The following is a 12,888-nucleotide window of genomic DNA, read 5'->3' on the forward strand; positions in this document are numbered from 1 at the left end:
CATGTCCAGTCCGAACCCCCATACCGCTGACACGCCCGCCGTGCAGACACCGCCGGCCAACAACCGGCGTGGTCTCCTGCTGCGGCTGCTGCTGGCGGTGATCGTGCTCGCCGCCATCGCATGGACGGCGTGGTATTTCATCGTAGGTCGCTGGTACGAAAGTACCGACGACGCCTACATCAACGGCAACATCGTGCAGATCACGCCGCGCATCGCCGGTACGGTCATCAGCATCACCGCTGATGACGGCGACATGGTGCAGCAGGGCGAAGTACTGGTGAAACTCGACCGCTCCGACGCCGATGTCGAACTGCAACGCGCCTCGGCGAACCTTGCCAACACCGTGCGCCGCGTGCGTGGTTTGTACAGCACGGTCACCGGCGCACAGGCCCAGGTTGCCGTGGAGAAGGTTGCGTTGCAGAAGGCGCAGGCCGACTTCAATCGTCGCCGTGATCTCGCCAAGACCGGCGCGATTTCCGCCGAGGAACTGGCGCACGCACGCGATGCGCTCACCTCCGCACAAAGCGCTTTGGCCACGTCCCAGCAGCAATTGCAGACCAACCAGGTGCTGGTGGACGACACCGTCGTCGCTTCGCATCCCGATGTGAAGGCTGCCGCTGCGCAGTATCGCGCTGCCTATCTGGATGATGTGCGCACCGTGATGGTGGCGCCGGTCACCGGCTACGTGGCCAAGCGCACCGTGCAGGTCGGTCAACGCGTGCAACCGGGTGCTGCGCTGATGGCGGTGGTGCCGCTGCACCAGGTGTGGGTGGATGCCAACTTCAAGGAAACGCAGCTCACCCACATGCGCATCGGTCAATCGGTGGAGCTGACTTCCGACGTCTACGGCAGTTCGGTGAAATACCAGGCCAAGGTGGAAAGCCTCGGCGTGGGTACAGGCAGTGCGTTCTCGCTGCTGCCCGCGCAGAACGCCACCGGCAACTGGATCAAGATCGTGCAGCGCATTCCGGTGCGCGTGGTGTTCACCGATCCCTCGCAGCTCGACAAGAATCCGTTGCGCATCGGCATGTCGATGACCACCGACGTGAACCTGCATGACCAGAACGGTCCGACGCTGGCACAGGCGGCACGTACCGAACCGCGCTTCAGCACGGACGTCTACAAGGACCAGCTCGCGGATGCGAATGCGCAGATCGAGCGGATCATTCACGAGAACATGGGACAAGCGGTGAATGCCAAGGGTGAAGATCCTATGGCGAAGGCGCACTGATAGGCAGGAAGGGAACCGGGAACGGGAGACGTGAAACACCATGTCGCCTGTTCCTTCCACTCCCCGGATGCGCGAGCAGCTGAATTCGTCTCGCGACCGCCTGTTTATTCCCTGTCCCCCGTTCCCCGCGTCATGAGCAGATATCCATGAGCACCCATTTCCGTCCACCCAATCTGGTCCTTGCGACAATCGGTTTGTCGCTGGCCACGTTCATGCAGGTGCTGGACACCACCATCGCCAACGTGTCGCTGCCGACCATTGCCGGCAATCTCGGCGTGAGTTCGGATGAGAGCACCTGGGTGATCACGTCATTCGCGGTGAGCAACGCGATTGCCCTGCCGCTCACGGGTTTTCTCACTCGCCGCTTCGGCGAAGTGAAGCTGTTCGTATGGGCCACGCTGGCGTTCTCCGTCGCATCACTTCTATGCGGCATCGCGCAGAGCATGGGCATGCTGATCGTGTTCCGTACCCTGCAAGGTGCGGTGGCCGGGCCGATGTATCCGGTAACGCAGGCTTTGTTGATCGGCATCTATCCACCCAACAAGCGACCGATGGCACTCGCATTGTTGGCGATGGTGACGGTGGTGGCGCCGATCGCCGGCCCGATTCTCGGCGGCTGGATTACCGACAACTACTCCTGGCCGTGGATTTTCTTCATCAACGTGCCGATCGGCATCTTTGCCAGCTTCGTGGTGGCCAACCAGATGCGCCTGCGCGAAGTGGTGACCTCGCGGCCGAAGATCGACTACGTGGGCCTGATCACGTTGGTGATTGGCATCGGTGCGCTGCAGGTCGTGCTGGACAAAGGCAACGACGAAGATTGGTTCAATTCCAACTTCATCATCATTACCTCGATTATTTCGGCGATAGCGCTCGCGGTGTTCCTGATCTGGGAGCTGACCGACAAGGAACCGATCGTCGATCTCAAGTTGTTCCGCCACCGCAACTTCCGCATGGGCACCATTTCGCTGGTGCTGGCGTATGCGGCGTTCTTCGCCATCAACCTGCTGGTGCCGCAGTGGCTGCAGATCAACCTCGGTTACACCGCCACGTGGGCTGGCTTTGCTGCTGCGCCGTTGGGCATCCTGCCGGTGATCCTTACGCCCTTCGTGGGTCGCTACGCCGCGCGTTTTGACTTGCGCATGCTTACCGCAGCCTCGTTCGTCGTGATGGGTGCGACATGTCTCATACGTTCGGGCTTCTATATCGGCGTGGATTTCTATCACATCGCCAGCGTGCAGTTACTGCAGGGTCTGGGCGTGGCGCTGTTCTTCATGCCCGTCACCACTATCCTGCTATCGGATCTCCAGCCGCACGAAATCGCCTCGGGCGGCGGCGTGGCCACCTTTCTGCGCACGGTAGGTGCCAGCTTTGCCGCTTCGCTGACCAGCTTCATGTGGGAACGTCGCGCGGTGCTGCACCACTCGCAACTCGCCGAGCAGATCACGCCATACAACCCGACGGCGCAGCAGGCGATCAACCAGAGCAGTGATACGCAGACCACGTTGGCCATGTTGAATGACACGATCAGCTTGCAAGGGCTGCAGATTTCCTTCAACGAAATCTTCTACGTGCTGGGCTGGATCTTTCTCTCGCTGATCGTGGTGATCTGGATGGCCAAGCCGCCGTTCACGGCGAAGGCCGGGGCAGGGGCGGGCGGGCATTGATGTCTCATCCCAGCTGATTGTGAAACCAACAATGGCCCCAATTCGGGGCCGTTGTTTTTGTGCTTTCTTTAAAGGGACAGCGGCGAAGACAATTAAACGACGTCGAGTCAAGCGAACAGTGTTGCGGAGGTCGAAAAAAGGAATGCCTCAGCTTCTGTTCTCCATTTTTCGAAGCATCGCAATGACAAAGCCATGCGCTTGCTTCGTCGGCAAGAACGCGACAGACCGTACTGCCGTCTGCGTATTAATCGTTATCAGCAGCTTCCGAGGAATTTTCCAGAACCTTGCCCGTTTTCGCGTCCACACCCACTTCATGGGTGACTTTGCCTTGCGTAATGTCGAAGGAATAGCGAAGGCCGCTGCCGCCTTTCTCTTGCTCCAGTTCTTCCTTGACGATGCGGCCCGGAAACGCCTTGAGTGCAATGGCGCGCGCCTCGGGCATCTGAATACGAGCCTGTGCGCCGAGGTCCGTCGGCGTTGCGGTGCTAAAAGCCGGCAGACCGGACACACAGACCGCGACGATCATGCTGATGATTTGCTTCATACCTACCTCCAAGAAGGGTTTGCAAAGGTTCATTCGTGGGTTTACGTCAAAGCATCCGAATCGCTCTTGGCCGGAGGATTTATCCGTTGCTGCGACATGCGCCTACATATCCGGCTGTTCCACAAAATCCAGTTGCACTCGCAAGCCCGGCTCGGCGTCACCAAGCTTCAGCACGATGTTGTGAAGATCGGCGACCGCGGCAACCAAAGCCAAGCCAAGCCCAGTGCCAGGCGTGCTCCGGGCCGCGTCCAACCGAACGAATCGCTTCAGCACCCGGGCTCGTTCCGCCGCTGGAATGCCCGGACCGGTATCTTCGATGACGACCTGGCAGCCTTGGGGCTTCGCATGCAGCTTCAACGCCACCGACGCGCCGGGCGGCGTGTGATGCAAGGCGTTTTCGAGCAGGTTCGCGAACATTTGCGTAAGCAACAGGGCATCGCCATGAACACGCACGCCGGAAGCGATCTCGACGATGAAGCGGCGCCCTTCGCCTTCCAGCAGCGGTTGGTAGTCATCGACCAGTGCCTCCAGCAGGCGCGAGAGATGGACTTGAGAGAAACCGGCACGGCGCTGGCGGGCCTCAATCCGCGCGATGCGCAGCAACGCCGCAAAGGTCTCCAGCACGCTATCGACATCCGCCAGGGCACGCTCGCACGCCTTGCCATAGCTCTCCACGCTGGTGGCTTCATCCATCGCAGCCTCCAGTCGCTGGCGCATATGCGTCAGCGGTGTGCGCAGATCGTGCGCAATGTCATTTGAAACCTGGCGCAATCCTTCCACCAGCATCTGGATGCGTTCCAGCATGCCGTTCAAAGCGAATGCAAGACGGTCGAATTCATCGTTTCGCCCCGTCACCGCAACCCGCGCATCGAGATCACCCGCAACGATGCGCGACGCTGCACCGGCAATGGCCTCGACGCGCCGCAGGTAGCCACCAGCCGTCACCATCCCACCGGCAAGCGCCAGCACGACGGCAGCCAGGCCGGCCCAGCTGAAAACCTGCTTCAACAGACTGTCCAGCGCTTCGACACTTTCAAGATCACGCCCGACCACCATCATGCTTCCGTCATCCAGCGCGTTTGCAAAGACCAGAATGCGCTGTGTGTCGCCCGTGCCGGCCTTGTGTTGTTCGATCACGCTCCATCCAGCACGCGGTTGCTTGAGCAGATCGCCGACCATCAGGGCGCCGTGGCGATCGAACACGCTGTAGTCGAAGGGATTTCGAGGTACCTGTGACAATGCGCGTTGTACGGCGGCTGCACGATGATCCGCCGGCACGGACGCCATCTCGCCGGCTTCGTCGGCAATCGCCTGGCGTAATTGATTTTCAATGTAGTGCCGCGCTGCGAGCCACGACACCAGAAAAAGCATCAGCGCGATCAATGCGAACAACAGCGCCTGCAGCATGGCCAGGCGAAACGCCGCACTTCGCAGCAAACCCCCTCTTGCTGTCATGCCAGGACGCAACCGCATCAGTCGCGCTTCGCCGACAGCATGTAACCCTCGCCGCGTATCGTGCGAAGCATCCGCGGTCCCAGGAAATCCCTCTCGATCTTGCCGCGCAGCCGGCACACATGGGTATCGACCAGGTTCGTATGCGGTGACGATTGATAACCCCAAACATGTTCGAGCAGCATGGCCCGTGTGACCACTTCATCCGCATGCAGCGCGAGGAATTTCAGCAGATCCCACTCACGCGGATGCAGGTGGATTTGCCGTTCGCCGCGATGTACGCGCTGGAGAATGAGGTCAAGCTCCATATCGCCGATGCGCAGGCACGTAAGGGTATGGGTATGGGCGCCACGGCGCGAGATGGCGTTCAGCCGTGCAATCAGCTCGTTCAAAGCAAATGGTTTGCCAAGATAGTCGTCCGCGCCGGCCTCCATGCCTTCGATGCGCGCATCGACATCGCCAAGCGCGGTCAGCATGAGCACTTTGGCATGCGTGCCACAGCTGCGAAGATTTCTCAGCACGCTCATGCCGTCCCGCGCCGGAAGCATACGGTCCAGCACGATCACATCGTAATCGTGCTGCGTGGCGCGCAGCAGTCCATCGTTGCCGTCACCGCTTTCGTCGACTGAATGTCCTCTCGCTTGCAGGCCGGCCGATACGTACGACCGGGTATCTGCATCATCTTCGACCAAGAGTATTTTCATGACAGCTCGTTCGCGACCACCAGTAATCGAGGCAGGATACGATTGCTTTATTTGTGCTTGCTTAGAATTGGAAGCGGATGCCTGCCAGATACGTCACGTCATAGAACTCGCGCTGGATGGGCCGATCGGGTGTGCCCTGGTAGAACGCATGCGGTGTGTTCAACAAGTTTTTCACGTCAAAGTAGATCGACCAGTTTTCCGGAAAGTCGTAGCTGGCGCCAAGATCCATCGAGGTGCGCGACGCATTGAAGATATCGCTGCTGCGATCGGCACCGATCGCGAACAGGTCCGACGAGACCGAGTAGGCGGCGAGGTTCACCGAAAAGCCCGCACGCTTGTAAAACAGCGTGGCGTTCCAGGTGTTCTTCGAGGTGGACGGTAGCAGCGAGTACTGGCCCGGCCGGATTTCAAAGCGCGAATCCACCCAGGTGTAGTTGGCGCCGGCTCCCAGTCCCTGCAACCAATGGGGCAGGCCCTGGAACTGCTGGCTCCAGTTCAGTTCCAAACCACGCGCATAGGATGGACCCGCATTCTTGTACGTGAACACGCGCAAGGGCTGCGAATTGCCGGGAAACAGGCTGTTGTCGAACGCCTGGGTGGTCTGGATCGGAACAATGTAATCGCTGATTTCCTTGTCGAAAATGCCCACCGAAACGATGCCGGCACCAGGCAGGTATTTCTCGAAGCTGGCATCTACGCTGTTGGCGGTCGCCGGCTTGAGGTTGGGGTTGCCCGTTTGCACGATGCCCGAGCCCAGGTCGACCGACAGCGACGGATTGGATTGGTTGAAGCCAGGACGTGCAATGGTCGAGGAATAGGCCACGCGCACCAGCATGTTGTCGCCCAGGTCGTAGCGGAACTGCAGGCTGGGAAAAAGATTGTGATAGTTGTGCCGGGTGCTGATCGGATTGGCGAAGATATTGCCCGACGCGTCCACGCCGGCCGAGAACGCATGGCTCCTGTCACGCGTTTCTTCATAGCGCACGCCGCCGAGGATGCCGAGATTGCCGTAGGTGCCTAGGTATTCGCCGTAACCGGCGTAAATGTCCTCGTGCGCATCCAGGAACTGCTGCTGTGCACTCAGCACTTCGTTCGGCCCGATCGTTCCATAACCGAAGATCTGCTGCAGCACGCTGGGAGCGATATCTACACCGTTCTGATAGATGCCGCCGTAGTACGTTTCGTTGGTGCCGCTCGCTACTTGCGACATCGGTATCGGTGTGAAGGCAACGTTGTACGGCTGTGCGTTGGTCTGCTTGTGGCGCTGGCGAATGCTGATGCCGAAATTGAGCGACTGGTCGGTCAGGCTGCCCCAGTTGACCGGTGTCTTGGAATTGACGGCGTAGCTGGATTCGCGATCAAAGTTGTAGGCCGTGCTGTTGTTGATCGCCGTCAACGTGTAATTGGCCGGGTCAAGGTAACCGGGCAGGCCGGTAATGCTGTACAGCGGCACGTGGCCCGGCCCGGTATTGTTGTAGGTGATCAGGCCCTGTGCGCTTGCAGGCATGTTGTAGGTAAAGGTGGAGTTGTAGTCGTACGGCTTCTTGTAGGTACCTTCCACATACGCCACGTGATAGTCGATGCTGGTATCACCCACTTCATTCTGGCCGCCCAGCATGTAGAAACGCTCCCGCGAGGTTTCCTGTTCATCGCGCAGCGACTTGGTGATGGCGCCGGAAGATGTCAGCGTATCCTGCAACTGGCCGTTCGGCAGTACGGCCGTATTCCCGTCCGGGAACACGTCGAAGAATTGGCGCTTGTAGTATTCCGTGTAGCCCGCTTCGAACGCGCGGAAATACCACTGATTTTCGTCGTCGAGCTGATAGCCCATATCCACTGCATAGCCATGGCGCTGGCGATGCAGTTCGTAATCGCGCTGCTCGATATCGTTCACCGCCTGATAGGGGTGAGCGTTATCGCCGAAATACGCCGGCTCCACGTCGTCGATGCCGCGCCCATCGTTATGCTTGGAAGCGGTCATGCTAATCCAGAAGTTGTTGAAGCGACCACCGCCGGTGAGCGAGAAGTTGGTCACGCCGGTACCTCGGAGGGGCTCATAGCCACCGCCCACGTCGCCTTCGAGAAAGCCGCCTTGCTCCTCCGGCGCTGTCTTGGGCAGTACCTCGATGGTGCCGCCCAGCGCTTCGGCATCCTGGCTCGGCAAGTTGGATTTGGTGACCTCCACCGCGCCGATGAAACCGGTCGGAATGGAGTCGAGCGCTACCGCACGATAACCGCCGAAGGGCGACGCGTTATTCGTGGGCAGCAAGCGCACGCCGGCATACGTGGTGCTGTTCAAATCCGCATCGAAGCCACGGATGTTCACGTAACGGCCTTCGCCTTCGTCCGTTTCCATCGAGATGCCGGGAATGCGCCGGACGGCTTCGGCCGTATTCACATCCGGCAATGCGCGAATCTCATCGCCGGTGCGGATGTTGATCAGATTCGGTGCGTTTTCCTGCGTGAAGCGGGCCATTTCCTCGGTGGTGCGTGGCGCCACAACATGCACGCCTTGCAAATCCTTCACCTTCTTCTTGCCGCTCTTCTCGTCCTCCGCATCGGTTGCAGGCTGCGCAGCATTACTGTCGGTTGTCGTTCCATGATCGCTGGTTGCTGTGGATGCGCCGGCCCATACACAAGCCGGTGTGCATAGCACGCCTAGACTTGTCGAAATCACATAACTGAGCAGGACCTTACGTAATGTTGACGATTGCATGAAAACGAGCCTCGTGAAAAAAAGCCTCTCGCGGCGCGTGCATGGCATGCGCCGGGACGGAAGTTCTTGGGAGCTCGTTCAAATTAGGTCGCGCAGATGACGCTTTTGTTGCTGAAGATTGACGAGGTAGTAAGACATTTGCTCAACGGTCAATCCGCGCCGCAGTCAGTCTGACGGCCACACGTCTAAACGATGGAAGGTGATCGAAAAATCCAGGTGCGCATGCTGCATGGATAGTTCGATCAACGCTGGCAGGATATATCGACGCCCGAATGCGACAGGCATATCGATGCGTACACGGCATGCCGGGTGCTGTTGTTCGGCCTTCAAACAGCCTTCAGCGTCTGCCAGTATCGCCATGGCGCGCTGGCAGCTCGCGAAATAGGCGCACCCTCGGGTGTCAGGCTGATCCGCCGAGTAGTCCTGTGCAATAACTTGCTGCCCAGCCGTGCCTCCAGCCGCATCACGCTTTTGCTCAATGCCGAGCCAGTCATTCCCAGCGCCAAGGTGGCAGCCGTAAAACTGCCTGTTTGAGCGACAGCAACGAAATGCTGGACGTCAATGAAAGCGTTTTTTTCCATTTTCCGACTAACGCTCCATTGATTCTTGGGGGGACTTAGTCATTGGAATTTCGTCTACTTAATCGCGCTGATAGACGCAACTATATTCAATATATATCTCGTCGATCTTTGGCTGATGGTGCCATGCAGGTCCTATCCCGCGTCCAACATTGACAACGGATGATTCCTCTTCGGTTAGCAGGTGAAGCGGCGCGTTCGGCGTTTTTCCCAAGGGTCGGCAGGATTTGCTGATGTCAGTGTGTCAATAATTGGAATTGTCCTAATGAAAAACACTCCCCTATTGCTGTGGGCGCTCGCACTAGCTGTTTTTGCGATCATCACCACCGAACTTGGCATTATCGGTTTGCTGCTGCAGCTCGTCAGTCAGCGCAGCATCAGCGCCACGCAGGTGGGGCTGCTTGTCAGCACTTACGCGGTAGTCGTCGCCATCACCGGGTCTTTCATGACATTGTTGATGTCGGGCTGGAATAAAAAACATGTCCTGCTGGGCGTGATGCTTTTGTTTGTGATGTCCGGCGGGTTCCAAAGTCATTTCAAAGAAGTCCAGGGCACCAAGTTGCACTATTCGGAGCCACTTGTCGGAGCCACTTGCTGGTTTTGCGATTCCGGCTCACTCGCTAGCGTCTGGCTCTCAGCTGAGGGCGCCACGTTGCGGCATACCTGGCTGGCATGGCGTGGAACCGGCGGCTGGTGCCAAGCAGGGGTCAATCATCCTTGCAATTATGGAATAAGAATCCATAATTACAAGGATGATTGACCGTCTTCTGCTCGCCGATCTACGCCTCGCCCTGGCCGAATCCTCGGCCGTGGCCCTTCTCGGGCCGCGGCAGGTCGGCAAGACGACGCTGGCTTTGACCTTGGGTCAGGAACGGCCATCGCTTTACCTCGATCTGGAATCCGAAGCTGACCGGACCAAGCTGATCGAGCCGGAGCTCTATCTGCCGCAGCACGAGGACAAGCTGGTGATCCTCGATGAAATCCAGCGAGCGCCGCAGTTGTTCCAGAGCTTGCGCGGATTGATTGATGCCGGACGGCGGCATGGCCGGCGTCACGGCCGCTTTTTGTTGCTCGGCTCTGCATCTATCGATTTGCTCAAGCAATCCAGCGAGTCGCTCGCCGGGCGCATTCGCTATCTGGAATTGCCGCCGATCCATGCCGGTGAGATCGGCGTCGAACGCTTGAACGCTTTATGGTTGCGTGGTGGATTTCCGGAAAGCCTGCTGGCGGTGACCGATGCCGCCAGCCTGCGCTGGCGATTGGATTTTATCCGTAGCTATCTGGAGCGGGACATCCCGCAACTGGGGCCGCGCATTCCGGCGGAAACCTTGCGTCGGCTGTGGACCATGCTGGCACACCAGCAAGGTGGTCTGCTCAACGCTGCAGCGTTGGCACGCGCACTGGCGGTGGATGGCAAAACCATTGCTTCCTACCTGGATCTGCTGGTGGATCTGCTGTTGGTGCGTCGCCTGCCGCCCTGGCATCAAAATGCTGGCAAGCGGCTGGTCAAATCACCCAAGGTCTATGTACGCGATTCCGGACTGGTGCATGCCTTGCTCGGCGTCGGCGATAGCGAATCACTACTCGCACATCCTGTGGCGGGCGGAAGTTGGGAAGGGCTGGCGATTGAATCGCTGTTGGCCTGTGCACCGGACGGTACGGAGTCTTCTTTCTATCGCACCTCTGCAGGAGCGGAAATCGATCTGGTGCTGAAGCTGCCCGGACAGCGCCGCCCTTGGGCGATCGAAGTAAAGCGCAGCCTGGCCCCCAAACTGGAGCGCGGTTTCTATCATGCGTGCCAGGACATCGATCCGGCTGAGCGCTTGGTCGTGTACGCCGGAACGGAGCCATTTCCCGTTGCCAAAGGCATCCAGGCGCTGCCTTTGTGTGAACTGTGCCGACGTCTAATAGCCTTGCGCGAAGCCAAAGCCAAGTAGGTCATCTCGCTGTTGCGCACATCAGCTCATAGTCCGCTTGCGCAAAAAAACGGCCCCGATCGGGGCCGTTGTTCCATGCATGAATGTTGGGCTTAAAACGCGATACCAGCCACTACCATCGTCTCGCCACGGTTCGGCTCATGGATGCCGGCGTTGGAAATATGGCGAAGACCAAGGCTCCAGTGGTTGCCTTGGTAACCCAACGTGGTCGTGAATTCGAAGGCGCTGCTCAGCGCTTCGGTGCGTCCGGTATGCACGGTGGGCTGTTCGCTGATGAAGATATTCCGGTACCACGCATTGGCGGGGCCGTAGTGGAAGCGCACACCGGCAGCGACCAATCCGACGTCATCGCGGGTGGTGTAGCGGCTGTTGTCGAAGCGCTTGAGGTCGCGGCCGCTGATCCAGCCGGCGGTGATGTCAGGTGCCCAGGTGAAGTTGCTGCTGCCAAACTGGTGTTCGTCGAAGATCACTTCGCCGAACGCGACAGGCGTGCTGTAGCTGTCCATGTAGCTGACGCCGCCTTGCAGTTCGAAGCGGGCCGCCATCGCGGGCAGGGCCGGTAACGCAAACATCAATACAGCGACGGCGCTGCGAGTGAGGGGATGCATACGCATGAAAGTTACCTATGTGGGATAGGAAGGCGTTTTGTGTACTTAAAAGTTTACAAATGATTAAGTTCGGTTGCCAGCCATATTTGTGTCATTTCCCGCAACGGAGCGTTGACCAAGAAAGTATTGCGTGAAAACGTCAGTGATGCGTAAGCCAACACTGACGCAAGTCGCTTCGATACCACGTCCATGGCATCCAAATCTTGGACGATCCTGTCCGGGCCGGGAATGGTTGTGCCGGCGGTGCAGGCTTCAATCATGCGTATGACTGGGGCAGGTGATAACAGGGATGGCGATGATGCTCAGGCCTTTATGCCTTTGGATGCCAGGCACTGCGCAATATCCAGGAACGCATGCACCATCGGATCGTTCGCGTCGTCACGGTAGATGGCCCATACGGCAGTGGCCGCCTCCGTGTTCGCCAACGGGCGGTACACCACGTTCTCCACTTTCATGCGCTGGATCGAACCAGGTAGCACGGCCACGCCGAAACCACCTGAAATCAGCCCGATGATGGTGGGCAGCTCACGCACTTCATACAGGATATGCGGACTGAAACCCGCCCGTGCGCAGAGCGCGATCACTTCGTCATACAGCCGCATGCCAAGATGGCGCTGGTAGAAGATGAAATCTTCGCCAGCCAGCTCGCAGATGTTGACGGGACCTTCCGCTGCGGCCAATGGATTGCTCGCATGCATGACGACGGTGAGCGAATCCTTGAACAGCTCGATCGCCTTGATGTTGTCCGGCAAGGCATCGGGCCGGATCACGCCCACGTCGATCAATCCCTGTTCCAACGCATCGATCTGCTGCGAGGTGGCCATTTCATGGATCAGCAGGCGCACGTCGGGCAGACGTTCGCGAAAACGTGCCAGCACGCGCGGCACCACCACGGTGAACGGGCCGGAAGACACCAGCCCCAGATGCAATTCGCCTAATTCTCCGCGCTGTGAACGAGCCACGGATTCGGCCGCGCGTTCGGCCTGCGTAAGAATAGTGCGTGCGCGAGGGAGCAGGGCGCTGCCGGCCGCGCTCAAAGCAATGCCGCGTCCCCTGCGCTCGAACAACTTCGCGCCCAGGCGCGTTTCAAGCGCATGAATCTGCTGGCTGAGCGGTGGCTGCGAAATGCCTAATCGTTCGGCCGCACGACCGAAATGCAATTCGTCGGCCACGGTGACGAAGTACTTCAGATGCCGCAGCTCGAGGTAATCATTCGTCATGCGTATCAAGCCATTCGCTTTGCTGTATCGATCTTAGCAAGCCGTACAACTAATCTTCACTTCCGGTGGCGATCCCCCAAGACCATAGGCTGCCACACATCTCTGCGATGCCCTCACTTGCCGGGACGTCATTCCCGCGAAAGCGGGAATCCATCTTCGCTTTTCGCGCAAGAGCAACATGGATTCCCGCTTTCGCGGGAATGACGGCAAGGGAGAACTGAGCATCCGCAA

General features: G+C 58.9%; 11 protein-coding genes. 4 read left to right on the plus strand and 7 right to left on the minus strand.

Annotated elements, in window-relative coordinates:
- The first annotated feature begins 1 nt into the window (after position 1).
- Both IEX75_RS10455 and IEX75_RS10460 read left to right on the plus strand, forming a co-directional pair.
- A complete protein-coding gene (locus tag IEX75_RS10455) occupies positions 2-1,231 on the plus strand; it encodes an HlyD/EmrA/EmrK family protein (protein ID WP_188794141.1) in 1,230 nt (409 codons plus the stop codon).
- Between the two features lie 146 nt (positions 1,232-1,377).
- Complete coding sequence (locus IEX75_RS10460) at positions 1,378-2,898, plus strand: DHA2 family efflux MFS transporter permease subunit (RefSeq protein WP_188794142.1); 1,521 nt, start codon at positions 1,378-1,380, stop codon at positions 2,896-2,898.
- Positions 2,899-3,142: 244 nt separating this feature from the next.
- On the opposite strand, the gene IEX75_RS10465 is transcribed toward IEX75_RS10460, so the two are convergent.
- From IEX75_RS10465 to IEX75_RS24140, 5 genes are all read right to left on the minus strand, one after another.
- Positions 3,143-3,442, minus strand: coding sequence for a PepSY domain-containing protein (locus tag IEX75_RS10465; protein ID WP_188794143.1), 300 nt, complete (start codon positions 3,440-3,442; stop codon positions 3,143-3,145).
- Between the two features lie 102 nt (positions 3,443-3,544).
- The gene (locus IEX75_RS10470) at positions 3,545-4,897 is read right to left on the minus strand and encodes a sensor histidine kinase (RefSeq protein ID WP_188794144.1); all 1,353 of its coding nucleotides are present in this window, start codon (positions 4,895-4,897) and stop codon (positions 3,545-3,547) included.
- A gap of 17 nt (positions 4,898-4,914) precedes the next feature.
- Complete coding sequence (locus tag IEX75_RS10475; protein WP_188794145.1) at positions 4,915-5,598, minus strand: response regulator transcription factor; 684 nt, start codon at positions 5,596-5,598, stop codon at positions 4,915-4,917.
- Positions 5,599-5,659: 61 nt separating this feature from the next.
- Positions 5,660-8,314: a TonB-dependent receptor gene (locus tag IEX75_RS10480; protein WP_188794146.1), complete on the minus strand. Its 2,655-nt coding sequence runs from the start codon at positions 8,312-8,314 to the stop codon at positions 5,660-5,662.
- Between the two features lie 326 nt (positions 8,315-8,640).
- The gene (locus tag IEX75_RS24140; RefSeq protein WP_229720733.1) at positions 8,641-8,895 is read right to left on the minus strand and encodes a helix-turn-helix domain-containing protein; all 255 of its coding nucleotides are present in this window, start codon (positions 8,893-8,895) and stop codon (positions 8,641-8,643) included.
- A gap of 262 nt (positions 8,896-9,157) precedes the next feature.
- Here IEX75_RS24140 and IEX75_RS10490 point away from each other — a divergent pair, with 262 nt between their 5' ends.
- Both IEX75_RS10490 and IEX75_RS10495 read left to right on the plus strand, forming a co-directional pair.
- The gene (locus tag IEX75_RS10490; protein ID WP_188794147.1) at positions 9,158-9,652 is read left to right on the plus strand and encodes an MFS transporter; all 495 of its coding nucleotides are present in this window, start codon (positions 9,158-9,160) and stop codon (positions 9,650-9,652) included.
- Positions 9,645-10,829: an ATP-binding protein gene (locus IEX75_RS10495; RefSeq protein WP_188794148.1), complete on the plus strand. Its 1,185-nt coding sequence runs from the start codon at positions 9,645-9,647 to the stop codon at positions 10,827-10,829. Before IEX75_RS10490 ends, IEX75_RS10495 begins: the two co-directional genes overlap by 8 nt.
- A 92-nt stretch (positions 10,830-10,921) precedes the next feature.
- Here the strand turns inward: IEX75_RS10495 and IEX75_RS10500 are convergent, their stop codons facing one another.
- A complete protein-coding gene (locus tag IEX75_RS10500) occupies positions 10,922-11,443 on the minus strand; it encodes an acyloxyacyl hydrolase (protein ID WP_188794149.1) in 522 nt (173 codons plus the stop codon).
- Between the two features lie 296 nt (positions 11,444-11,739).
- A complete protein-coding gene (locus IEX75_RS10505) occupies positions 11,740-12,657 on the minus strand; it encodes a LysR substrate-binding domain-containing protein (RefSeq protein WP_188794150.1) in 918 nt (305 codons plus the stop codon).
- Between the last annotated feature and the right edge of the window lie 231 nt (positions 12,658-12,888).

Source organism: Dyella nitratireducens, from assembly GCF_014642835.1.
Lineage (GTDB): Bacteria > Pseudomonadota > Gammaproteobacteria > Xanthomonadales > Rhodanobacteraceae > Dyella_B > Dyella_B nitratireducens.

Coding starts and splice junctions, on each gene's coding strand:
- IEX75_RS10490 (WP_188794147.1), top strand. CDS start 9,158: ATGAAAAACACTCCCCTATTGCTGTGGGCGCTCGCACTAGCTGTTTTT.
- IEX75_RS10495 (WP_188794148.1), top strand. CDS start 9,645: ATGATTGACCGTCTTCTGCTCGCCGATCTACGCCTCGCCCTGGCCGAA.
- IEX75_RS10465 (WP_188794143.1), bottom strand. CDS start 3,442: ATGAAGCAAATCATCAGCATGATCGTCGCGGTCTGTGTGTCCGGTCTG.
- IEX75_RS10455 (WP_188794141.1), top strand. CDS start 2: ATGTCCAGTCCGAACCCCCATACCGCTGACACGCCCGCCGTGCAGACA.
- IEX75_RS10460 (WP_188794142.1), top strand. CDS start 1,378: ATGAGCACCCATTTCCGTCCACCCAATCTGGTCCTTGCGACAATCGGT.
- IEX75_RS10500 (WP_188794149.1), bottom strand. CDS start 11,443: ATGCGTATGCATCCCCTCACTCGCAGCGCCGTCGCTGTATTGATGTTT.
- IEX75_RS10480 (WP_188794146.1), bottom strand. CDS start 8,314: ATGCAATCGTCAACATTACGTAAGGTCCTGCTCAGTTATGTGATTTCG.
- IEX75_RS10505 (WP_188794150.1), bottom strand. CDS start 12,657: ATGACGAATGATTACCTCGAGCTGCGGCATCTGAAGTACTTCGTCACC.
- IEX75_RS10470 (WP_188794144.1), bottom strand. CDS start 4,897: ATGACAGCAAGAGGGGGTTTGCTGCGAAGTGCGGCGTTTCGCCTGGCC.
- IEX75_RS10475 (WP_188794145.1), bottom strand. CDS start 5,598: ATGAAAATACTCTTGGTCGAAGATGATGCAGATACCCGGTCGTACGTA.
- IEX75_RS24140 (WP_229720733.1), bottom strand. CDS start 8,895: ATGGAAAAAAACGCTTTCATTGACGTCCAGCATTTCGTTGCTGTCGCT.